General features: G+C 71.2%; 22 protein-coding genes. 7 read left to right on the top strand and 15 right to left on the bottom strand.

All coding sequences use genetic code 11. The annotated features are described in order from the left end of the window. Window positions 1-115: 115 nt before the first annotated feature. Window positions 116-1,405 (bottom strand): adenylosuccinate synthase, encoded by a 1,290-nt coding sequence (locus ABZV06_RS02345; RefSeq protein WP_355245536.1) that lies wholly within the window; start codon window positions 1,403-1,405, stop codon window positions 116-118. A gap of 124 nt (window positions 1,406-1,529) precedes the next feature. Between ABZV06_RS02345 and ABZV06_RS02340 the strand changes: the two genes are divergently transcribed. Further along, a complete protein-coding gene (locus ABZV06_RS02340) occupies window positions 1,530-2,597 on the top strand; it encodes a hypothetical protein (protein WP_355617886.1) in 1,068 nt (355 codons plus the stop codon). A 71-nt stretch (window positions 2,598-2,668) separates the two neighbouring features. Continuing rightward, complete coding sequence (locus tag ABZV06_RS02335) at window positions 2,669-4,996, top strand: chromosome partitioning protein (protein ID WP_355617883.1); 2,328 nt, start codon at window positions 2,669-2,671, stop codon at window positions 4,994-4,996. Between the two features lie 44 nt (window positions 4,997-5,040). On the opposite strand, the gene ABZV06_RS02330 is transcribed toward ABZV06_RS02335, so the two are convergent. Then, window positions 5,041-5,469: a DUF3151 domain-containing protein gene (locus ABZV06_RS02330; RefSeq protein ID WP_355245527.1), complete on the bottom strand. Its 429-nt coding sequence runs from the start codon at window positions 5,467-5,469 to the stop codon at window positions 5,041-5,043. Between the two features lie 248 nt (window positions 5,470-5,717). Here ABZV06_RS02330 and ABZV06_RS02325 point away from each other — a divergent pair, with 248 nt between their 5' ends. Then, window positions 5,718-6,911, top strand: coding sequence for a hypothetical protein (locus tag ABZV06_RS02325; protein WP_355245524.1), 1,194 nt, complete (start codon window positions 5,718-5,720; stop codon window positions 6,909-6,911). Between the two features lie 49 nt (window positions 6,912-6,960). Here the strand turns inward: ABZV06_RS02325 and fbaA are convergent, their stop codons facing one another. After that, window positions 6,961-7,986 carry a class II fructose-bisphosphate aldolase gene (gene fbaA / locus ABZV06_RS02320; protein WP_355617880.1) on the bottom strand — a complete coding sequence of 342 codons (1,026 nt, stop codon included), beginning with the start codon at window positions 7,984-7,986 and terminating at the stop codon, window positions 6,961-6,963. Between the two features lie 135 nt (window positions 7,987-8,121). Beyond that, window positions 8,122-8,505, bottom strand: a complete 384-nt coding sequence (locus ABZV06_RS02315; RefSeq protein WP_354860252.1) for a phage holin family protein — start codon at window positions 8,503-8,505, stop codon at window positions 8,122-8,124. 122 nt (window positions 8,506-8,627) lie between these two features. Between ABZV06_RS02315 and ABZV06_RS02310 the strand changes: the two genes are divergently transcribed. Further along, window positions 8,628-8,840, top strand: coding sequence for a hypothetical protein (locus tag ABZV06_RS02310; protein WP_355245518.1), 213 nt, complete (start codon window positions 8,628-8,630; stop codon window positions 8,838-8,840). 4 nt (window positions 8,841-8,844) lie between these two features. Here the strand turns inward: ABZV06_RS02310 and ABZV06_RS02305 are convergent, their stop codons facing one another. Then, entirely contained in the window at window positions 8,845-9,909 is a 1,065-nt protein-coding gene (locus ABZV06_RS02305) for an LCP family protein (RefSeq protein ID WP_355617877.1), read from the bottom strand. After that, a complete protein-coding gene (locus ABZV06_RS02300) occupies window positions 9,906-10,391 on the bottom strand; it encodes a SigE family RNA polymerase sigma factor (protein WP_355617874.1) in 486 nt (161 codons plus the stop codon). The genes ABZV06_RS02305 and ABZV06_RS02300 overlap by 4 nt, the downstream gene beginning before the upstream one ends. Window positions 10,392-10,569: 178 nt before the next feature. Between ABZV06_RS02300 and ABZV06_RS02295 the strand changes: the two genes are divergently transcribed. Continuing rightward, the gene (locus ABZV06_RS02295; RefSeq protein ID WP_355617871.1) at window positions 10,570-12,114 is read left to right on the top strand and encodes an LPXTG cell wall anchor domain-containing protein; all 1,545 of its coding nucleotides are present in this window, start codon (window positions 10,570-10,572) and stop codon (window positions 12,112-12,114) included. A 121-nt stretch (window positions 12,115-12,235) separates the two neighbouring features. Continuing rightward, on the top strand, window positions 12,236-13,051 hold the full coding sequence (locus ABZV06_RS02290; RefSeq protein ID WP_355245506.1) for a DedA family protein: 816 nt from the start codon (window positions 12,236-12,238) through the stop codon (window positions 13,049-13,051). Window positions 13,052-13,218: 167 nt separating this feature from the next. Here the strand turns inward: ABZV06_RS02290 and ABZV06_RS02285 are convergent, their stop codons facing one another. The 9 genes from ABZV06_RS02285 to ABZV06_RS02245 all read right to left on the bottom strand — a co-directional run bounded on the left by ABZV06_RS02285 (window position 13,219) and on the right by ABZV06_RS02245 (window position 21,349). Then, window positions 13,219-13,596: a metalloregulator ArsR/SmtB family transcription factor gene (locus tag ABZV06_RS02285; protein WP_007454255.1), complete on the bottom strand. Its 378-nt coding sequence runs from the start codon at window positions 13,594-13,596 to the stop codon at window positions 13,219-13,221. Window positions 13,597-13,653: 57 nt separating this feature from the next. Continuing rightward, on the bottom strand, window positions 13,654-14,193 hold the full coding sequence (gene pyrE / locus ABZV06_RS02280) for an orotate phosphoribosyltransferase (RefSeq protein WP_355245502.1): 540 nt from the start codon (window positions 14,191-14,193) through the stop codon (window positions 13,654-13,656). Between the two features lie 168 nt (window positions 14,194-14,361). Further along, on the bottom strand, window positions 14,362-15,171 hold the full coding sequence (locus tag ABZV06_RS02275) for an SDR family oxidoreductase (RefSeq protein WP_355617868.1): 810 nt from the start codon (window positions 15,169-15,171) through the stop codon (window positions 14,362-14,364). Window positions 15,172-15,180: 9 nt separating this feature from the next. Continuing rightward, complete coding sequence (locus tag ABZV06_RS02270) at window positions 15,181-15,825, bottom strand: hypothetical protein (RefSeq protein ID WP_355617865.1); 645 nt, start codon at window positions 15,823-15,825, stop codon at window positions 15,181-15,183. 72 nt (window positions 15,826-15,897) lie between these two features. Next, window positions 15,898-16,737, bottom strand: a complete 840-nt coding sequence (locus tag ABZV06_RS02265; RefSeq protein WP_355617862.1) for a hypothetical protein — start codon at window positions 16,735-16,737, stop codon at window positions 15,898-15,900. Window positions 16,738-16,826: 89 nt separating this feature from the next. Continuing rightward, window positions 16,827-17,405, bottom strand: a complete 579-nt coding sequence (locus ABZV06_RS02260; protein WP_355617859.1) for a DUF4178 domain-containing protein — start codon at window positions 17,403-17,405, stop codon at window positions 16,827-16,829. Window positions 17,406-17,557: 152 nt separating this feature from the next. Then, a complete protein-coding gene (locus ABZV06_RS02255) occupies window positions 17,558-17,935 on the bottom strand; it encodes a hypothetical protein (RefSeq protein ID WP_355245488.1) in 378 nt (125 codons plus the stop codon). Between the two features lie 101 nt (window positions 17,936-18,036). After that, window positions 18,037-20,628: an ATP-dependent chaperone ClpB gene (gene clpB, locus ABZV06_RS02250; protein WP_355617856.1), complete on the bottom strand. Its 2,592-nt coding sequence runs from the start codon at window positions 20,626-20,628 to the stop codon at window positions 18,037-18,039. Window positions 20,629-20,713: 85 nt separating this feature from the next. Further along, window positions 20,714-21,349 (bottom strand): helix-turn-helix domain-containing protein, encoded by a 636-nt coding sequence (locus ABZV06_RS02245; protein ID WP_355245482.1) that lies wholly within the window; start codon window positions 21,347-21,349, stop codon window positions 20,714-20,716. 255 nt (window positions 21,350-21,604) lie between these two features. Here ABZV06_RS02245 and ABZV06_RS02240 point away from each other — a divergent pair, with 255 nt between their 5' ends. Then, window positions 21,605-22,105 (top strand): TrkA C-terminal domain-containing protein, encoded by a 501-nt coding sequence (locus ABZV06_RS02240; protein WP_355617853.1) that lies wholly within the window; start codon window positions 21,605-21,607, stop codon window positions 22,103-22,105. Window positions 22,106-22,109: the final 4 nt, after the last annotated feature.

Genomic DNA, 22,109 nt, shown 5'->3' with positions numbered 1-22,109 from the left:
AAGTGGGTTGATCATGAAGTTATTGCCACGACACGCCGACGCGGCGGGCAATAACTTCATGATCAACGAGGTCCGGGGCGGCCGGCCGGCGGGGCCGGGCGGGGCGGGGTGGGGGTTAGGGGAGGAGGGGGTGTTGGACTACGTTTTCTTCTCGGCCTGGGCCTACGCCGATGACGCTCACCCTCGTGTTGCAGAGTTCCTCTACGCGGGCGATGTAGCGGCGGGCGTTCTCCGGCAGGTCCTCGGGGGTGCGGGCCTTGGTGATGTCCTCCCACCACCCGTCCAGCTCCTCGTAGACCGGCGTGGCGTGGTGGAAGTCCGTCTGGCTCATCGGCATGTCGTCGACCCGCTTGCCGTTGATCTCGTAGCCGACGCAGATCGGCACCTTCGGCAGCCCGGTGAGCACGTCAAGCTTGGTGATGACCAGGTCGGTGACGCCGTTGAGGCGGCAGGCGTACCGGGCCACGACCGCGTCGAACCACCCGCAGCGGCGCTCCCGGCCGGTGGTCGTGCCGTACTCGGCGCCGATCTTGCGCAGGTGCGCGCCGTTGGCGTCGAACAGCTCGGTGGGGAACGGCCCGGCACCCACCCGGGTGGTGTACGCCTTGCTCACCGCGATCACCTGGTTGATCGCGGTCGGCGGGATGCCGGCGCCCACGCAGGCACCACCGGCGGTCGGGTTGGACGAGGTCACGAAGGGGTACGTGCCGTGGTCCATGTCGAGCATGGTGGCCTGCGCGCCCTCCAGCAGCACCGTCTCGCCCTGGTCCAGCGCGTCCCAGAGCATCGCCCGGGTCTCCGCGATGTACGGCTTGAGCCGCTCCGCGTACTCCAGGTACTCCTCGACGGTCGCCTCGAGGTCGATCGCCTTGCGGTTGTAGACCTTGAACAGGATCTGGTTCTTCTCGCGCAGCGCGAGTTCCAGCTTCTTGCGCAGGATGCCCGGGTCGAGCAGGTCCTGGAGTCGGATGCCGATCCGGGCGACCTTGTCGCCGTACGCGGGGCCGATGCCCCGGCCGGTGGTGCCGATCCGGGACGAACCGAGGTAGCGCTCGATCACCCGGTCCAACGCCCGGTGGTGCGGCATGATGAGGTGCGCGTCACCGGAGATCCGCAGCCGGGACACGTCGACGCCGCGCGCCGCCAGGCCGTCGATCTCGGCGAGCAGCACCTTCGGATCGACCACCACACCGTTGCCGATGACGATCATCGCGTTCGGCGAGAGCGCTCCGGACGGCATCAGGTGCAGTGCGTACTTCTGGCCGTCCGGGGTGATCACCGTGTGGCCGGCGTTGTTGCCGCCGGAGTAGCGCACGACGTAGTCGACCCGCTCACCCAGCAGGTCGGTAACCTTGCCCTTGCCCTCGTCGCCCCACTGAGCGCCGATGAGCACGATCGCTGGCATCTTTTCCGCCTCCAGAAGGCTCGGGTGCCAGGTGGCGACCGGTTGGCGAGCCCGGGGTGTCAGGTTAACAAGTAGTGACGGCGCGACCGGCAGGGGTCGCGTCGAGAGGCAGGAGGCTCCTTCGGTGTACGACGTGGTGCTGCTCACCCTCGCGTCGGAGCGGGACGCTTCCGGCGGTTGCGGCAGCGGCGGGGCCTGCTGCGGCGGCGCGACCGCATCCGACACCGGCGCCGACGTGGCCGGCACGGCGACAAGCGTCGACGCGGCGACCGGCACCGACACCGGCGGCACGCCGGGCGACGCCGACAGTTGTGCCAACGATCGGCCCCGGGTGCCGGTGCTGGCCTGCGCCGATGCGCTGACCGCCCGGGGCGCGCGCGTGCAGACGGTCACCGCCCGCTCGGACGCGGAGATCGACGCCGTGCTCGCTCAGCTCGACGGACCACCCCGTCCGGACGGCCTCACCTGGCCGGACACGGACGGCAAGACCCGGCTGGTCGTCGCCACGGCCAGCGACGGTCAGTTGCGCGCCGTGCTGCGCCGGCTGGTCCGCCGGTACGCGCCAGCGCCGAGTCGCCGCCCGGCGGACCTCCGTGACGACCGCACCCTGCCCGACCTGCCCCCGGTCGCCGTACTCCCTCTCGACCCGGCGCGCGGCGGCACGCAGCGGGACCTGGCCGCGCAGCTCGGGTTGCCCCGTGATCCGGCTGCCGTGGCCGCCGCGGTGCTGGACGGCACGCCCCGGCGGCTGGACCTGCTGCGTAACGACGGCGGCTCGGTGACCCTGGACGGCGCACTGCTCGGGGCCGCCGACGAGGCGGGCCGCCCGCTGTACTGGCGGGCCCGGGTGGAGGTCGACGACACCATCCTCACCGACGGTGACGAACCGCTGCTGGCCTGCGCGGTCGGCAACGCCGGCGGGTACGCGTCGCTCGACGACGTGACGTTGCTGGCCGCGCCGGACCCGACGGACGGTCAGGTCGAGGTCGCGGTGGCCGTGCCGGTGGTCGTCCGCTCGGCCCTGGGTCGCAAGCGGGTACGCCTCGAAGTGCGGCGGGCCCGTGGACGGGCGGTGTCGGTGCTGCCCCGTGAGGGAAAGGTGCCTTACCTCGACGATGGTGTCGAGGGTGAGCTGACCCGCAAGCGCTCGTGGTGGGTCGAGCCGGGTGCCTGGGCGGTCTGGGTGGTCTGACCCCGGTTGCGCCGACCGTCACTGGTCGGCCGGTGGGCCTATCCTCGCAGGAGGACTGGGGAGGAACCGTAATGGACAAGAACGCCGACCGGGCGCAGGTGCCCGGCCAGCAGCCGGTGCCGGAGCGGGACATCGAACCACTCTGGCCACCCGATCCGACCGAGCAGGGCGCGGGTGAGGTGGTGCCGCCGTGGGCGGCGGTCGCCAAACAGCGGAGCAACCCGTCGCCGTCCGCGCCATCGGCCATCTCGCCGCCGGTCACCGCACCGCCGATCGCCGCGCCGCCGGTCGGGCGTCCAGCGGTCCCCGGGCAGCCGGGCGCTGCGGCCCTGCCCCCGCCGTCTCCGTCGGATTACCCGTCGCTGACCGGGGCGGTGCCGCCACCGAGCGGCTGGGGAGCCAACGGCCCAGGCGGGCCGGGCGCGCCGGGCACGGGCTGGGCACCGGCGCAGCCGAGCTGGCCGCCGGCCGACCCGCCGGCCACTCCACCCGCTTCGACGGCGTCGCCCACCGCCCCCGCTCCGTCGACGGCACCGCTTCCGCCTGCCGTTGGCGGACTCGTCGGTCCCGGCAACGACTCGTCGCCGTCGACCACCGGTACGCCAACCACCGACAGCGCCACGCCGAACCCCGCCCCCGCGGCCTCGGCGAGCACCTCCGCGTCGTCGGGTGGTGCGGGCGGAGCAGCAGGCACCGGGGCCACAGGTGCCGCGCCCGGACCAGCCGGAGCCGCGACCGGGGCGGTGCCTGCGGACGAGCCCGGCCCGGGCGCGGTCCCCGGGCCGTCGGCCGTGTCGGGCGGCGTCGACCTGGACCTGCCCTTCTCCCTGGACCACCCGCCGGCAGCAGTCGCAGCCGCCGACCGAGCGGCCACCCCAGACCCAGGCACGGCAACCCCAGGCACGGCAGGCCCGGCCCCCGCAGGTTCAGGCACCGCAGGCCCAGGCCCAGGAACGGCGAACCCGACCGCCGCCGGGCCGGGAGCGGAACCGGCGTCTCCGAGTGGCGGGGAGAGCGTGCCTGCCGTCGGGGCTGCGCGGCCGGCGGCCGAATCGCCCTGGGCGTATCCACCGCAGCGGCCGGCCAGCCCGCACCCGTCGGCAGAGGACCGGGCCAGCATCCCGCCGCCGCCGATTCCCGCCCCGCCTGTTCCGCCACCGCCGACGCCCGCCGTCGACAATGGTGGTGCGGTGGGGCAGACGTACGCCGGGCAGGCCTACACCGGGCAGACGTACTCGACGGCGATCCCTGGTCAGGCCGGCCCGGCACCGGTCGACCCGCCGCAGCAGGACGCGGTGCCGGCCCCGCCGCCCGGGCCGTTCCCACCGTCGCCGGGCTGGTATCCGCCACCGTGGCAGCAGGGCACGGCCGCGGTGTCGCCGGCCCCGCCGCAGCAGTACCAGGAGACCGACCCGGTGGCGCGCGTGCCGGCCACGGGCTACCCGGACGCCACGTGGACGCCGGAGACCACTGCCGCACCGACCGCCGAGGACTTCGCCCGCCGCCGGCAGGTACGGCCCGCCGACCCGGTGGCCACCATGGGCGTACGCGCGGTGGTCAACAAGATGGGTCTGCTCCGGCTCTCGCCGGGACGGCACGAGCAGGAGCTCAAGCGGGACATCGAGATGGTGCGCCGCAACTTCGGTGGGCTGCGGCAGGTGACAGTCGTCAACCCGAAGGGCGGTGCCGGTAAGACGGTGGCCATCCTGCTGCTCGCGATGACGTTCGGGCAGAAGCGCGGCGGCTACGTGCTGGCGTGGGACAACAACGAGACCCAGGGCACCCTCGGGATGCGCGCCCAGCAGGACTTCCACTCCCGCACGGTGCGGGACATGCTGCGTGACCTCGGGCAGTTCCAGGGCGCGCACGGGCGGGTCGGCGACCTGTCGCAGTACGTTCGCTCGCAGGGCGAGGGCATGTTCGACGTGCTCGCCTCGGACGAGTCGGCCACCGGTGGCGAGATGCTGACCGCTGCCGCGTTCGCCGAGATCCGCGAGGTGGTCAGCCGGTTCTACAAGTTGATTTTCGTGGACACCGGGAACAACGTCCGGGCGCAGAACTGGCAGGCGTCGATGGATGCCACCGACCAACTCGTGGTCACCATGTCCGCGCGTAACGACTCCGCGGAGACCGCTGCCCGGATGCTCGACCACCTGGAGCAGAGCGGCCGGCAGCGGCTGGTCCGGCAGGCGGTCACCGTGGTGTCGATGCCGCCGTCCCGCAAGGAGATCGACCTGCCGGCCATCCAGGAGCACTTCGCGGCCCGGACCAGGGCGGTGCTGCTGGCGCCGTACGAGCGGCTCATCGACAGCGGCGAGCCGATCCGGTACGGCGGCCTGTCCTCGGCCACCCGGGACGCCTGGCTGAAGATCGCCGCAGCGGTCGCCGAAGGGCTCTGACCAGCCGACGGCCGGCCCGGTGTCGGGCCGGCCGTCGAAGCGGGTCAGTTGCTGGCGAGCGCGTCCGCCGCTGCCGGGTCGCAGTCGCGCAGGAACTGGGCGCAGCGGGCCGCCTCGTCGGCCTCGCCGATCTCGTCGGCGGCCCGGGAGAGCACGTACAGGCAGCGCAGGAAGCCCCGGTTGGGCTCGTTCGACCACGGCACGGGCCCGTGGCCCTTCCAGCCGTTGCGGCGGAGCTGGTCCAGGCCACGGTGGTAGCCGGTGCGCGCGTACGCGTACGCCGTCACCACCGCGCCGGCCGCGAACGCCCGGGCCGCGAGCGCGCCCCAGGCCGCGCTGTAGGTCGGGAAGCGGGCCGCGACCTCGGCGTACGCCTCGTCGGTGCCGGCCTCCTGGGCGGCGGCCAGAGCGGCGTCGGCCTCGTCGTTCGCGGGCAGGAGGGTGGCCGGTGGCTCCGGCAAAAGGTTCTGCATCGCCCCATTCAACCCGCTGGACAGGGCGACACGCGAGCGGGTCGGCCGACGCGTTCCGCTGAACGGCTGAGGAGTTCATCACGCCTGCGGCCTATGCCGCCGCCAGGTGTTTTCCACTACAACTAATGGTCCGGAGCCTCCCCAGGAACCGGTTACGCAGGAGCCCGGTGGCCACGACCGCCGGGCTCCTGTCGCGTCCTGGACCGCCCGGGGTTTGGCCGACCCCGCCGAAGGGGCAGGATGGCCGGGTGCCGACCCCACCACCCACGGACGTCATCGAACCCCAGCTGCACGCAAACGAGATCCAGACCCGGGACGAGTTCGACCGGCAGTTGACGACCGGTCGCCTGACCGGGCTGACCGTGCAGGGGCTGCGCCTCGACCTCGCTCCGGTGCCCGACCTGACCGGTATCGAGGTCACCGGCACCCTCTTCGTCGGCTGCCGGTTCGCCTCCCGGGACGTCGGCGCCGACCTGGTCCGGCGCGGCGCGAACGTGGTGCCGCCGTTCTCCGGGCTGCCGTACCCGACCCAGCCGGCGCACCTCTACACCCCGGACGACCTCGCCGCCGGGTTCGTCGAGGGCGGGTTCGCCGGGATGTACGACACCCGGGTGTACGAGCACTACCGGGCGCACGGCGGCGCGCTGCCGGACGTGAAGGAGGCGCTCGGCCAGCGGCTGCACGACCATGGCGTGGACAACGCGCTGGGCGATGCCACCCGGGCCTGGCTGGCGGCGCACGGGTCGCAGTCGGTGGTGGGCATCATGGGCGGGCACGCGGTGCGGCGCGGCAGTCCCGCGTACCGGATGGCGGCAGTGCTGGGTCGGGAGCTGGCGCGGGCCGACCGGCTGGTGGTCACCGGCGGTGGTCCGGGGGTGATGGAGGCCGCGAACCTCGGCGCGTACCTGGCGGACCGCCCGGCGGCGGACCTGACGGCGGCGATCGACCTGCTGGCCACCGCGCCCGACTTCACCGACCACCACCGGTACACGGGGGTCGCGTTGACGGTCCGACAGCGGTACGCGGGCGTGCCCCGCCAGCGGGGCGACGATCTCGGCTGGGCGCGCAGCGGCGGACTGGCCATCCCGACCTGGTTGTACGGGCACGAGCCGGCGAACCTGTTCGCGGGACGGATCGCGAAGTACTTCTCGAACGCGATCCGGGAGGACACCATCCTGCGCCTCGCCCGGGGCGGCATCGTGTTCGCGCCGGGGCGGGCGGGCACGGTGCAGGAGGTGTTCCAGGCGGCCACCAAGACCTACTACGGCACCGACGGGGCCAGCGGCGCGTACATCTTCCTGGACCGTGACTACTGGACGCGGGAGCTTCCGGTGGAGGCGCTGTTGCGCCCGCTGCTGGCCGCCTCGCCGTTCGGTGACCTGTCGTCGACGATCCACCTCACCGACGACGTCCGCGAGGCCGTCCACCTGTTGACGACCTGAACGACGACGGCCGGCCCCCGCGGGAGGCCGGCCGTCGCTGCGTACGTCGTTACTTGGTCATTGTGGTGCCGGTGGAGCGCAGGTCCTCGCAGGCCTGCACGACACGGGCTGCCAGGCCGGCCTCGGCGGCCTTGCCCCAGGCGCGCGGGTCGTACTGCTTCTTGTTGCCGACCTCGCCGTCGATCTTCAGCACGCCGTCGTAGTTGCGGAGCATGTGGTCGGCGACGGGCCGGGTGAAGGCGTACTGGGTGTCGGTGTCGATGTTCATCTTCACCACGCCGTAGTCGAGAGCCTCACGGATCTCGCTGAGCAGGGAGCCCGAGCCACCGTGGAAGACCAGGCTCAGCGGCTTGTCCTTGCCGTACTTGGCGCCGACCGCCTCCTGGATCTGGTTGAGGATCTCCGGGCGGAGCTTGACGTTGCCCGGCTTGTAGACGCCGTGCACGTTGCCGAAGGTCAGCGCCGCCATGTAGCGGCCCTTCTCGCCGAGGCCGAGCGCCTCGACCATGGCCAGACCGTCATCGGTGGTGGTGTAGAGCTTGTCGTTGATGGCGTTCTCGACGCCGTCCTCCTCGCCACCGACGACGCCGACCTCGATCTCCAGGACGATCTTGGCCTTGGCGGCCTCGTCGAGGAGCTGGGAGGCGATCTGCAGGTTCTCGGCGACCGGCACGGCCGAGCCGTCCCACATGTGCGACTGGTACAGCGGCTCCTCGCCGCGCTTCACGCGCTCCTGCGAGATGGCCATGAGCGGACGCACGAACTTGTCCAGCTTGTCCTTCGGGCAGTGGTCCGTGTGCAGGGCGATGTTGACCGAGTACTTCTTGGCCACCTCGTGCGCGTACGCGGCGAACGCCACCGCGCCGGTGACCATGTCCTTGATCGACGGACCGGACAGGTACTCGGCACCACCGGTGGAGACCTGGATGATGCCGTCGCTCTCCGCGTCGGCGAAGCCCTTGAGCGCCGCGTTCAGCGTCTGGGAGGAGGTCACGTTGATCGCGGGGTACGCGTACCGGCCAGCCTTGGCGCGGTCCAGCATCTCCGCGTAGGCCTCGGGGGAAGCGATGGGCATGTGATGTGCTCCTTACTTACCACTCTCGGCCGTGCTGGCCGCTGTTGTTCGTCTGTGCGCCGGACCGCGCTGTCCTCCGCCCGGCAGTATCCCGCAGGTGAGGTGCGCAGGACCAACCGAGGGGGTGTCAGCCGCTCACCGGGTGTCCAGACGGTCCGGCACGATGACGCTGATCAGCCAGGTGACCACGGTCATCACGATCGCTCCCCAGAACGCCGCCCAGAAACCGTCCACCTGGAACGGCAGGTCGAGCCCGCGGGCGATCCGGTCGGTGAGCAGGAAGAGCAGCGCGTTGACCACCAGGGCGAACAGGCCGAGCGTCAGCAGGTAGAACACACAGCCGACCACCCGGATGATCGGCTTGAGCACCGCGTTGATCACGCCGAAGATGAGCGCCACCACGATCAGCGTGAGCACGGTGTTGCCACCCGAACGGCCGTGCACGTCGACGCCGGGCACGATCAGCGTGGTCACCCACAACGCGACAGCGGTGATCGCCAGTCGGATGAGGAAGCCCACGGCACCATCCTGGCACCGGCGCGCACCGTCCCGGGGTGATTCGGCCGAGTCGGCTTGCCGGCGGGAAGCCGACGCAGCCCGTACGGTGGTGGGAGCCGTGCCCCGAGACCCCGGGAGGGACCATGGGTCAGCCCGATGAGGACTTCACCCCCGGCGACCACCTCGCCGCGGACGAACGCGATCCGGAGGCGGAGCCGGCCGACGCGGTCGAACAGGCCACCACGGTCGACCCGGTCCACGCCGACGTCGAGCCGCAGCGCGGCATGGAGGTCGACGACTGGGACGCCATGGAGCAGGCCCGGGTGGTCACCGGGGACGAGGACGACTACCGCTGACAGCTCACCGAGCGACGTCGACCAACGCCGGGTGACGGTCCGCCCACTCGCCGAGTCGATCCTCCCGCAGCGCTCGCAGGAACTCCGGGGCGAACGCCGGGTCGACGCGCAGGTGACGGTCCCTCGCCGTCGGCCCGACGACCGGCAGACCGAGCCCGACCGGCTCGACCGTTCGCAGCGTGGGAACGAGCCGCAGCAGGTTCAGCACGGCCGCCCGATCGGGTGACACCACGAGGTCCGGGCCGACGACGGTCAGCAGTTTCGCGAGGCGTACCGGATCGGTGAGTATGCCCCGGTCGGTGGCCTGGCGGACGAGACCGGCGGCAAAGAGCCGAGCGTTCCGGTCGCGGTCCTGACTGCCCTCGGGCAGACCGTAGCGTTGGCGGAGCAGGTCGACCGACGCGGCACCGTCGAGACGGTGACAGCCGGCCGGGAAGACCCGCCTGGTGTGGACGGAACGCACCTGGTCGGGCAGGCAGACCGGCACACCTCCCACGGCATCGGTAAGCGTGCTCAGGACGCGGTACGTCAGCACCACGCCGGCATCCACCTGGACCCCGGTCAGTTCGGCCACCGTACGCCGGGTCAGGTCGTACCCCTTGGTCATCTCCGGCCGGGACGACCCGACGCCGGACGGGAACGCGGAGTTGAGTTTGTCGGTGCCGTGGCCCGGGACCGACACCCCCAGGTCGCGGGGCAGCGACACCAGGTAGGGGCGACTGCGGTCGGCCGGGATGTGTACCAACAGCACCGCGTCGGCCCGCGTCGCCGCCGGACCGTCGCCGTCGAGGCCGAGCAGCAGGATGTTCAGGGCGCCGGGCGGTACCGGCCGGGCGGACTCACCGAGCAGTTCGGCGGCCGGCGGCGGCCCCCCGCGCTCCGGGGTCAGCAGCGGCACCCCGAGCCCCAGCACCCCGAGCAGGGCCAGCGCGGTGCCGCCGGCCTGCCAGCGTCGACGGCGGCGGCGATGTCGGATGGTCAGTCGGTCGATCGCGGCGCGCAGCGGACCGGTCGGCGGGGTCAGCGGCTCGTGCCGGGCGAAGGCGGCACGCAGGTCATCCTCGATCATGAGCGAACCTCCACGTACTCGGCCCGGAGCGTGGCGAGGGCCCGGGAGATGGACGAACGGACGGTCCCGACGGCACAGCCGAGAATGTCGGCGATCTCGGCGTCGGGCAGGTCCTCGTAGTAGCGCAGCACGAGGGTGGCGCGCTGTCGGCGCGGCAGCCGGGACAGCCAGGTCCAGATCTGGTCCCGGTCCACGGCGGACTGGGCGTGGTCGACGGATGCCGGAAGGGACTCGTCGGGTTCCCCGCGCAGCAGCACCCGACGCATCCACGAGCCGCGCTTCCAGTCGACGTACTGGTTGGTGAGCATCCGGCGCACGTACCGCTCGGGCGAGTCCGCGCAGGCGACCCGCCGCCAGTTCAGCTGGACCCGGACCATCGTCTCCTGCACCAGATCCTGCGCCTGGTGTGGATCACCGGTGAGCATCACCGCGTACCGCAGCAGCGGGGCAAGTCGCGCGTCCGCGAACTCCTCGTACGTCACTGCACCTCCCGGGGTCCTGCCTCAGATGACGGGAGCGGGCGGGCGGAACGTTGCGGCGGTGATCAGCCTTTCGGTTCGACCTGCCGACTGAGCGGTGATCAGGGACGGCGGTGAACCTTAGCGATTCCTTAAGATCCGCAGGCTGCACCTGAATCCCCCTACTGGAGGAATCCCCCTCATGCTCACGCACTCCACCCGGCGCTGGCTCGCCGGACTCGGCGTCGCAGGCGCGTTCGTCGCCGCCTCCGCCAGCCCGGCCGCCGCCGAGGAGCCCTCGAACGAGGTCTTCCTGTACGCGAACAACGCTCTCCTCGCCGCCGGCGGCGAGGCCAAGTCCGTCATGCTCCAGGCGTTCGCCGAGGCCCTGCCTGACTACTTCACCGTCACGGTCGACCGCACTGCGGTGTCCGACTTCGCCACCGTCACCCTGACCGACGCCGTGCCCGGCTGCTCGGAGAAGGGGGCGCTCATCACCTGCAATCTCCGGGGTGCCAACACCATCGACTACGTCCTCGACCTCACGGTCAAGGCCAAGGACACCGCGGCGGTCGGCAAGAGGGGTGACCTCACCCTGACGATGGCCACCAAGGGCAAGGCGAACGTCACCGCCACCTCCACGATCGAGGTGGGCGAGGGTGTGGACCTCAAGGCGGACGACGTCCTTGAGGTCTCGGGCGCGCCAGGAGCGACGGTGAAGGCGCCCCTGCGGGTCGCGAACGTGGGTGACAAGACCACCAACGGCGCCGTCCTCCTGCTGACCGGCACCGGTCTCACCGCGGCCCAGCACTCGAACTGCTCCTACCTCTACGCGTTCGGCACGAACTTCGCGCAGTGCACGATGGACCAGAAGATCGAGCCGGGTGCCGTCGTCCAGTTGGACCCGTCCTCCGCGCTCACGATCGCCTCGGACGCCTGGGCGCCGAGCGAGCAGTACGGCTCGGCCGAGTGGTTCGCCGATGGCGACTGGGCCGCCTACCTCGCGGAGTCCCCGTTCCCGGACGGCGAGTGGCGCAAGGGCACCGGACCAGCGCTGACCCTGGTTCCGGCGCCGACCGCGCAGGCACGTCAGCTCAAGCAGACCGACAAGGACCCGAGCAACAACATCACGATGATCGCGGCGACCGTGACCGGCAACCAGCGGGCCGACGTGGCTGCCAACGGGGCCGAAGTTGCCGGTGCCGTCGGCAAGACCGTCAACACCAAGGTCGGCTTCGTCAACGACGGGCCAGCCGCGATCAACACGTACTCGCCGAACCAGTTGACCACCGTCGCCGAGATCACCATTCCGGCCGGCGCGACCGTCGTGACCGCGCCGGACGAGTGCTCGCCGTTCAAGGACGGTGAGGTGGTCGGCTGGTACGGCGATCCGGGCGCTCGCGCCTACCTCTGCCTCTGGTACGAGACCCTGCACAAGGGCGACACCGCCGTGTTCGAGTTCGGGCTGCGGATCGACAGTCTGGCCGGCGCGCCGGGCTCCGTGCACCTGCTGCACTTCAACCTGGACGGCGAGGGGTCGACCATCGCCGACCTCGACCCGAAGAACGACACCGCCGCGTTCACCATAAAGGGTGCGACCGACGGTCAGGGCGGCGGTGACGGCGGCACCCTGCCGATCACCGGTCAGTCGACCGGCCTGGTCGCCGGCCTCGGCGCGCTGCTGCTCGCCGCGGGCGTCGGCGGCTACCTGGTGGCCAAGCGCCGCCGGACCCGCTTCGTCGCCTGATCCATCCCAGCAGTACGGGTGCCCCGCCGACCACGCAGGTCGGCGGGGCACCGTCGTATACGGCCAGCGGGTGGTAGGCACCGGTCCGGCGCGGCGATGGCACCGGGCTTCGGTACCCTTTGTGGCCGTGGACACAGCTGAGAAGACCCGCGCTCTCACGGAGAGCGTCGCCCTGAACCCGCTCGATCCCAAGGATCTGTTGCAGACCTTCGGGCTGGTCGGCGTGTGGGTGATCCTCTTCGCCGAGACCGGCCTGCTGGTGGGCTTCTTCTTCCCCGGTGACTCCCTGCTGTTCCTCGCCGGTGTGGCAGCCTCGCCGGTGGCGGACGCCATCTTCGGCGACGGCACCCGGCTCTCACTGGCCGGCCTGCTGATCGGCGGGCCGATCTGCGCGATCATCGGTGCGCAGCTGGGGCACTGGCTCGGCGCACGGTACGGCCGGCGGATGTTCGAGCGGCCCAATTCGCGGCTCTTCAAGAAGGAGTACGTGGAGAAGGCCGAGTACTACTTCCAGAAGTTCGGCCCGGCCAAGGCCGTCGTGCTGGCGCGCTTCATCCCGATCGTGCGGACGTTCCTCAACCCGGTCGCCGGGGCGCTGGGCATGCCGGCCCGACAGTTCCTGCTGTGGAACATCGTCGGCGGCGTGCTCTGGGTGGACGGCATCCTGCTGATCGGCTACCTGCTGGCCGATCGGATCTACCAGGCCATCGGCGACAAGATCGACCGCTACATCCTGCCGGTGGTCGCCCTGATCATCGCGATCTCGGTGCTGCCGATCTTCTTCGAGTTCCTCCGCGACCGGCGGGCCCGCAAGCGCGGCGAGGCGGTCGCTGTCGTCGCGGCGGCCAGCGCGGCGGGTGCGGTCGACGCGGTACGCGAGAAGTTCGACCACGACGAGCACCCGCACGACCGTCGGGGCCACGGCCAAGAGCACTGATCCGAGGTACGACGACGGCCGGCCCCCTGGTGAGGGGGTCGGCCGTCGGCATGTCGGACCCGACCTCCGGCGGTGCGGCCGAGGACGAGCAGGTATCAGCTACCGGTGGCGCCACCCCTGGTTCGCCACCGGACACCGCCTCGGAACGAGACGGTGCGCAGCCTGCGTCAGCGAGCCTTCTTGGTGGCTCGCTTGCGCGGCGGGGTCAGCAGGTCGGCGATCGTCGCGATCGCACTCGGGACCAGCCGGTAGTACGCCCAGACACCGCGCTTCTCCCGCTCCAGCAAGCCGGCCTCGGTGAGGATACGCAGGTGGTGACTGACCGTCGGCTGAGAGAGGCCGAGCGGCGCGGTCAGGTCACAGACGCACGCCTCGCCCTCGGGGGCCGACTGGATCAGGCTGAGCAGCCGCAACCGAGCGGGATCGGCGAGGGCCTTGAGGACCCCCGCGAGACGCTCGGCATCGGCACGTTCGATCGGCTCACCGGCAAGCGGCGAGATCTGAGGCATAGTCATTTCGGCCAACGCAGTTCCCACGTATTCCATCCTTCCACCAGCAGCATCGATCCGCCTGCATATCAGCAGATCCGAATCGGTAAACTTTTACGCCACAAGGCCGAGGTCAGCCAACGTATAGGCCGCCCTGTACGGCAATCCGGCGGCTCGCACCGCGTCGCCGGCGCCTCGATCAACAATAACCGCCACGCCCACGACTTCGGCTCCGGCCTCGCGCAGTGCCTCGACAGCGGTCAACACACTTCCGCCCGTTGTGGACGTATCTTCGACCGCCAACACCCGGCGGCCGGCCACCTCCGGTCCCTCGATCCGTCGCTGTAGACCGTGGGCCTTGCCCGCCTTGCGCACCACAAAGGCGTCCAGGGCGCGGCCGGTCGGAGCGGCGGCGTGCAGCATCGAGAGCGCGACAGGGTCCGCGCCCAGGGTGAGGCCACCGACGGCCTCGTACTCCCAGTCGGCGGTGAGGTCGAGCAGCGCCCGACCGACCAACGGAGCGGCACGGTGATGGAGCGTGACACGTCGCAAATCGACGTACCAGTCTGCCTCGCGCCCCGATGAGAGCACCACCCGGCCGTGGACCACAGCCAGGTCGGTAATGAATTTACGCAGGTCGTCGTGGTCCCCCATGGCGATAGAGGTTACTGCGCAACTCTGAACGTCGTGTGGACGGCCCTACCCCATCGGCCCGGCGAGACACCGATGGCTGGCGATGTTCGACTACGCTCCGCTACCGGCACGAGAGCGGTGCGCCAGCGTCCGACGGCAGCCTCCACGGCGCGACGAGGCGCCGTCGGCTCAGCGCTCCTCGCGACCGATCCGGCCACGGGTGTCGCGGGAGACCACTTCGAGGAGCCGGCGGGGCGCGTGCCGCAGACCGGCGACGGCCACCTTGTACTTCCACGCCGGAACGCTTACCAACTTGCCTTTACGCAGGTCACGCAGGGCTTCGTCGACGACGTCCTCGGCTTGCAGCCACATCCACTCGGGCGTCTTGGACATGTTGATGCCAGCCCGTTCGTGGAATTCGGTGCGCGTGTAACCGGGGCACAGAGCCATCACCCGGACGCCGAAAGGGCGTGCCGACTGCCCCACGGACTCACTGAAATTGGTGACCCACGCCTTGCTGGCCGAGTAGGTCGAGCCAGGCATCACCGCGCCGAACCCGGCAACCGAAGAGACATTTATCACTGCCCCATCGCGCCGTTCGGTCATCGGGCGCAGCGCGGCCAGGGTCAATCGCATGACTGCGTGCACGTTGAGTCGCAGCAGCCGCGCCTCGTCCTCCGCAGTGGAGCGCAGGAACGGCTTGTTCAGGCTGATGCCGGCGTTGTTGACCACAAGGTGAATGGGACTGTCGGACGCCAGCCGCTGCTCGACGATGGCGCAGCCGTCATCGGTCGACAGATCCGCCGACAGCGTCTCGACGTCGTGGCTGTGTCGGGTGCGCAGCTCCTCGGCCATCCCGGCCAGTCGATCCGCGTCCCGCGCGGCGAGCACCAGGTGCCATCCGTCGGCCGCCAGACGCCGGACGAACGCCGCGCCGATACCGGAGGTCGCACCGGTGACCAGGGCCCGCCGCTCGGGGGTCGTGGATTCGAGCGTCACGGGCGGTCCTCACCTGGGTGGGTACGGGGGCGCGGCCGGCGCCTGCGGAAACGCGGGTGGGACGGACGGCGTGGTGGGTGTCGTGCGACGGTGTCGACCGAACCAGGCGTTCGCCGCCGGCAGGGCCAGCAGCGTGGCTACCACAAGGTAACCGAGGGCCTGCCCGACCGAAAGTCCGGCATTCAGCGGTATCCACCAGGACGGGTACGCGTCCGAGATCAGGCCCAGCAGCTCGGCGGTGGCCCGCTCGTCCGCCCCCAGCCGCAGCGGCGCGGCACGTTCGCCGACGAGCACCGCCACACTGCAACAGCCCGCGAGCAGGCCGAGCCCGCAGATCACCCAGGTGGCCATTCGCGCTCCGCGTCTACCCGTCGACAGTCCGAGGGCCAGCCCGGCGAGCACGGGTGCGGACAGCGCGGCCACCACCGCGGTCAGCGCCGCCGACGCGCGCAGCAGGGTCACGATGTCGTCGATCTGCTGCGGGCTGGCCGAGGTGTCCCGGGCGGCGGCGCGGAACGCGTCCACCGTCCGACCCAGCACCGTCAGGTCGACGACGGTGTACGCGAGCGCGCCGACCGCCATCAGCAGCAACACGGCCGTGGCCAGCAGGACCACGGCGGGCCGGCGGGGCGGTGCCGATTCGGGGTACGACACGACGAATCCCTCCGGTAGGCGTCGGGTTGCAACCTACTCGGAGGGATCGTCGGCGTCGTGCTTATCGGTGGGTCAACTCGTCGACGGCGGCGTCGTGCCGGGGCGGTCCGCCGGCGGCGTGTCGTCCGGCCGGTCCGGGTTGGACGGGTTCGCCGGCGGCGTGGTCGGCTGCTCCGGCGCGGACCCCTGGCCGGGGGTCGACGGGTAGGCCGGCTCCCCGCCCGACGGCTGGCCGAGGGTCGACGGGTAGGCGGGCTGGCCGGGAGCCGGCGGGTAGCCGGGCTGGCCGGAGGCCTGCGGGTACGCCGGGTAGCTGGCGCCCGGGGTCGGCGGCTCCCAGGCTGCGGCGGGCTTGCGGAAGAACTCGTTCGACTTGGGCAGGGCCAGCAGGATCAGTGCCGCCAGCAGCGCCAGCAGGCTGATCACGCCGAGCAGGAGGCTGACCGGGGTGATCCAGCCGGGCAGCGCCTCGTCGAGGCGTCGCTGGACCTCGTCGGCGCTCGGCATGTCGCTGCCGCTGTTACCACCGGTGGTGAAGCCGCCGGCCGCACCGCTGAGCAGGGTGCCACCCGTGCAGCAGACCATGATGCCGCCGACGATCCAGGTGGTGATCCGGGCGCCGTTACGGCCCTGGTTGTTGAACATGGCCAGCACGCCCAGCACGACCGCCAGCAGGAGGACGAGGATCGCGCTGCCGAGGCCGAAGGCGAAGAAGAAGTCGGCGACCTGATCGGCCCCCTCGGCGGTGCTGCTCGCGTACGCGTCGCGCAGCACGTCTCGCGTCTTGCCGATGGTGGAGAGGGTGATGATGAGACTGATCACCTGGCACGCCAGGAACAGGTAGAGCAGGTAGCTGGAAATCGTCACGGTGGAGGGCCGTTGGCGGGCCGGCGTGCTCGGGGAGTCGACCACGATTCTCCTTTCCTAGAGCGGGCCCACACCGTATCGGCAACCGGCCACTCCGGCATGCCGTGACGAAAGCGGCACGCCCGTCGGGTCGTTCAGCGAGCGTCGTCGGCGGGTCGGATCGCCAGGTCGGCCGGGTCGACCAGGGCACCGCGCGCGACCCGCCAACCCTCCTCGCCGTACGCCTCGAAGGAGAGCCGGGCGTTCCCACCCGACTGGTAGTCGTGGTAGCGCATCGTGCCCTCGGCCGGCAGGCCGGTCTCGCCGATGGCGGTGTAACGCGCCTGGCCGGTCTCGGCCCAGGTGTACCGCAGGCCGCCGAGGTCGATTGTCGGCGCGCCGGGGGTGACGGTCGCTCCGGACTCGGCGGTCCAGAGCACCACCTCCAACTCGGAACCACCGTCGCCCTCCACGGAGAGCCGGTGCGGCGTGCCGGAGGCGTCGTCGAGGAGATGCTGCACCCAGGTCCAGTCCCCCTCGACCAGACGGATGGTGCCGCTCACGACGTACTCCCGTTGGTGGATCCGGACGCGATGACCCGGTGCCAGCTGGCGGGTCGGCGGCAGGTCGGTGGGCCGGGCCGCGGCCCGCCGCCGGGCGCGCACGACGACCACGAGCACGACCGCCATGAGTACGACGACGGCCCCCACCAGGAACGCCAGCGACCCGTCCACCCGACCACCTCCCCAGGTACGTCGGCGCAGACGGTAACAACCTGGCGCACCGAAATGAGTCGCGTCGTGACCGAAAGCTCAGCTACCGACGGCAGCCGGCGGATGGCCGGGTACGGCCATCGACAGTTGCCAGTGTCCAGGAGGCGGGATCGTCAGGCCGCCGCGAGTCGCTGGGTGGCGTAGTCGCCGAGGGTGGAGCGGCCCATGACGCAGCCGACGAAGGTGGTGAACTCGGTGGGATCGTCGCGCAGCGACGCCCAGGCCGCCTGGGCGGCCGTCGGGTCGGCCCGTTCCAGCAGCGTCGCCGCGTACGCCCGGCCGGCCGGCGAGCCCTCGGCGAGCACGCGGTCGAGTTGCCGGCGTACCTCCTCGGGGTGGTCGTCGAGTGCGGTCTCGACGCGGCGGTACGCCTCGGTCACCGGCAGCACCTCACCGGCGAATCCCACACCACCGAGGGCCAACGTGTCGGCGGCCATCAACTCGTCCGCCGCGGCACGAAGGTCCCGCTCCCACCTGGACATCCCAAACATGTCCTCATCCTTTCCCCGTCGGCACGCCTCTCACCCTGTTGATCAAGAGGTTTGCGTCATCAGAAGACGTCCCGATGACGCGAACCTCTTGATCGTCAACGTCAGGCGGCTGTCACCGTCAGGGCGTTACCGGCGGGGTCGAGGTCGACCTTGACCGTGTTGCCGTCCCGGATCGTTCCGGACAGCAGCGCCTTCGCCAGTTGGTCGCCGATGGCCGTCTGGACCAGGCGGCGCAGCGGACGGGCACCGTAGATCGGGTCGTAGCCGTGCTCGGCCAGCCACCCACGGGCGGACTCGGTGATGTCCAGGCCGAGCCGACGATCCGCGAGACGGCGTCGCATCCGGTCGAGCTGGATGTCCGCGATGGACCGCAGATCGTCCCCGCGCAGCGCGGCGAACACCACGATGTCGTCGAGCCGGTTGAGGAACTCGGGCTTGAAGTGCGACCGGACGACGGCGAGGACACCCTCCCGGCGCTGCTCCTCGGAGAACGTCAGGTCACTGATCACCGACGATCCGAGGTTGGAGGTGAGGATCAGGATGGCGTTGCGGAAATCCACCGTGCGGCCCTGACCATCGGTGAGCCGACCGTCGTCGAGCACCTGGAGCAGCACGTCGAAGACGTCCGGGTGCGCCTTCTCCACCTCGTCCAGCAGGATCACCGAGTACGGCCGGCGGCGTACGGCCTCGGTGAGCTGGCCGCCCTCCTCGTAACCGACGTAGCCGGGCGGGGCACCGACGAGACGGGCGATGGAGTGCTTCTCCCCGTACTCGCTCATGTCGATGCGGACCATCGCCCGCTCGTCGTCGAAGAGGAACTCGGCGAGCGCCTTGGCCAGCTCCGTCTTGCCGACACCGGTCGGGCCGAGGAAGAGGAAGCTGCCCGTCGGGCGGTCCGGGTCGGCGACACCGGCCCGAGCCCGGCGTACCGCGTCGGAGACCGCGCTCACGGCCTCGGCCTGGCCGACCACCCGGCCGCCGAGCGACTCCTCCATCCGCAGCAGCTTCGCCGTCTCGCCCTCCAGCAGGCGGCCCGCCGGGATGCCGGTCCAGGAGGCGACGACCGCGGCGATGTCGTCCGAGCCGACCTCCTCCTTGAGCATCGCGCCGTCGGCCTGGAGCTGCGCCAACTCTTCCTCGGCCTGCGTCAGCTCGACCTTGAGGGCGGGGATGCGGCCGTACCGCAGCTCGGCGGCACGCTCCAGCTCGCCGTCGCGCTCGGCCCGCTCGGCCTCGCCGCCCAGGCGCTCCAACTCCTCCTTGGCGGTGGAGAGCTTGGTGATGTGGCTCTTCTCGGTCTGCCAGCGCTCGGAGAGCACGGTGAGCTGCTCGCGCTTGTCGGCCAGCTCCTGGCGCAACCGCGCCAGCCGCTCGGCGGAGGCCGCGTCCGGCTCCTTGGCCAGCGCCATCTCCTCGATCTCCAGCCGGCGGACCGCCCGCTCGATCTCGTCCACCTCGACCGGCCGGGAGTCGATCTCCATCCGGAGTCGGGACGCGGACTCGTCGACCAGGTCGATCGCCTTGTCCGGCAGGAACCGGTCGGTGATGTACCGGTCGGAGAGCGTGGCGGCGGCGACCAGCGCGGCGTCGGTGATCCGTACGCCGTGGTGCACCTCGTAGCGCTCCTTGAGCCCGCGCAGGATGCCGATCGTGTCCTCGATGGTCGGCTCGCCGACCAGCACCGGCTGGAAGCGCCGCTCCAACGCCGGGTCCTTCTCGATGTGCTCGCGGTACTCGTCCAGCGTGGTCGCGCCGACCATCCGCAGCTCGCCGCGGGCGAGCATCGGCTTGAGCATGTTGCCGGCGTCCATCGAGCCCTCGCCCTTGCCGGCGCCGACGACGGTGTGCAGCTCGTCGAGGAACGTGATGACCTGGCCGTTGGAGTTCTTGATCTCCTCCAGGACGGACTTCAGCCGCTCCTCGAACTGGCCCCGGTACTGCGCGCCGGCGACCATCGCGCCGAGGTCCAGCGAGACCAGCTTCTTGTCGCGCAGTGACTCGGGCACGTCACCGGCCACGATCCGCTGGGCCAGGCCCTCCACGATGGCGGTCTTGCCGACGCCGGGCTCACCGATCAGCACGGGGTTGTTCTTCGTACGCCGGGAGAGCACCTGGATGACGCGGCGGATCTCGGAGTCCCGGCCGATGACCGGGTCGATCTTGCCGTCCCGGGCGCTGGCGGTCAGGTCGACGCCGTACTTGCTGAGCGCCTGGTAGGTCTGCTCCGGGTCGGCGGTGGTGACCCGCCGGTCTCCGCCCCGGACGGTCGGGAAGGCGGCGATCAGAGCCTCCTCGGTGGCCCCGGCCGACTTCAGGGCGGCCGACACGGCACCGCCCACGCGGGCCAGCCCGGCGAGCAGGTGTTCGGTGGAGGTGTACTCGTCGCCCAGCGGCCGGGCGATCTGCTCGGCGGCCCCGATGGCGTTGACGAATTCGCGGGCCAGCGTGGGCTCGGCGATGCTGGAGCCCCGCGCGGCCGGCAGAGCGTCGACCGCGCGCTCGGCGACCCGGCGCAGCTCGGCGGGGTCGGCCCCGACGGCGCGCAGCAGGCCGGCGGCGGTCGAGCCGTCGGTGTCGAGCAGGGAGAGCAGCAGGTGCCAGGGCTCGACTGTCGCGTGGCCACGCTGGTTGGCCAGGGTGACAGCGCCGGTGATGGTCTCGCGGCTCTTGGTGGTGAGTTTCTCAGTGTTCATGGGCTCCCCCGGATCGGCGATGTCCATTGGGTTGGACACCACCAGAGTTGAGCGTATTCCACTCAACCTTAGCCTGTGACGCCCGTCACTCCCTGCGTCGCCACCGCCAGTCGAACTCCCCGGCCGCCGGGGCCGGGCCGGGCAGCGGGTCGGCCTCCGACACCGTCGACAGACCACCCAACAGCACCGCAAGCTGCCGGCGGCGCAGCTCACGCGTCCGCTCCCCATCGGGTACGCGCACCGCCGCGCACGCCTCCAACACCAACCCCAGATCCTGTACGACCACGTCGGGGCGCAGCCGTCCGCTGGCGTGCGCCCGCTCGACGAGCGTGGCGGCCAGCTCGCCGGCGCGTACCGCGTCCCGGCCCATCTCCTCGGTCGGCGTGAAGGTGCCGGCCAGGTGCACGGTGAGCGAGTGCACGTCGGCGTCGACAACCCGGGCCAGGAACCCGGCGAAGGCGGCCCAGTCGTCCGGCTCCGCGAGCGCCTCCTCGGCGACGGCGACGTAGCGGCGCAGCCCGTCGTGGCAGAGCTGGCGCAGCAGGGCCTCCTTGCCCGCGTACCGCCGGTAGAGCGCGCTGATGCCGACGCCGGCGCGGTCCGCGACGGCGGCGATCGGCGCCTTCGGATCGTCGAGGAAGACCGCGCGGGCGGCTTCGAGGATCACCTCGTCGTTGCGGGCGGCCTGTGCCCGGCGACCAGCCAGGGGTTTCGTCGACACGACCTGAGACTAGCACTGGAACGGATCGTTCCGGTCTGCTACTGGGCACCGCCCGGGTCCGCGCGCCCGTCGACCGCTGGCGGGACGGGCTCGACTGGCGGGCCGCCGACTTTGATCCACACCGGATCGCCGACGTGGGGGTGTCCCGCTCGCTGGATGCCCCCACTTCGGCGATGTCGTGTCGATCAAAGGCCGCAACCGCTGTCTCTGCGTCCAAGATCTGCGCGCTGTTCACGTGGCGGTAGCCTTGGTCGGGTGCGAGTACGTGTCGAGCAGACCGCCCTACCCGGGATCGGGGTACGCCACGATCTGGTGACGGAGTCCGGACGCCGCCTAGGTGTCGTCTCCCACCGCAATGGCCGCCGTGATCTTGTCCTCTACGACCCCGACGATCCCGATGCCTGCCAGGCGGACATACCGCTGACGGACGACGAGGCGGAGGCGCTGGCCGACATCCTCGGCGCGTCGCTGATGCTCGGTCAGCTCTCCGGGCTGCGCGAGCAGGCCGCTGGGCTGCTCACCGAGCAGATCGCCATTTCGGCGGGGTCGCGGTACGTCAACCGGCCGCTCGCCGACACCAAGGCGCGTACCCGCACCAGTGCCTCCATCGTGGCGGTGCTGCGCGACGGCGAGGTCATCGTCTCGCCGCTCCCCTCGTTCCGCTTCGCCGCCGGTGACGTGGTGGTCGTCGTCGGGACCCGCAGAGGTCTCGACGGTGTGTCCGCCATCCTCGCCGACAGTGACCCGGACGGCTGAGGCG

Origin of the sequence: Micromonospora sp. NPDC005172 (assembly GCF_040608555.1) — a bacterium.
Taxonomy (GTDB): Bacteria; Actinomycetota; Actinomycetes; order Mycobacteriales; family Micromonosporaceae; genus Micromonospora.
This window is presented reverse-complemented; position numbering and strand designations above follow the sequence as displayed.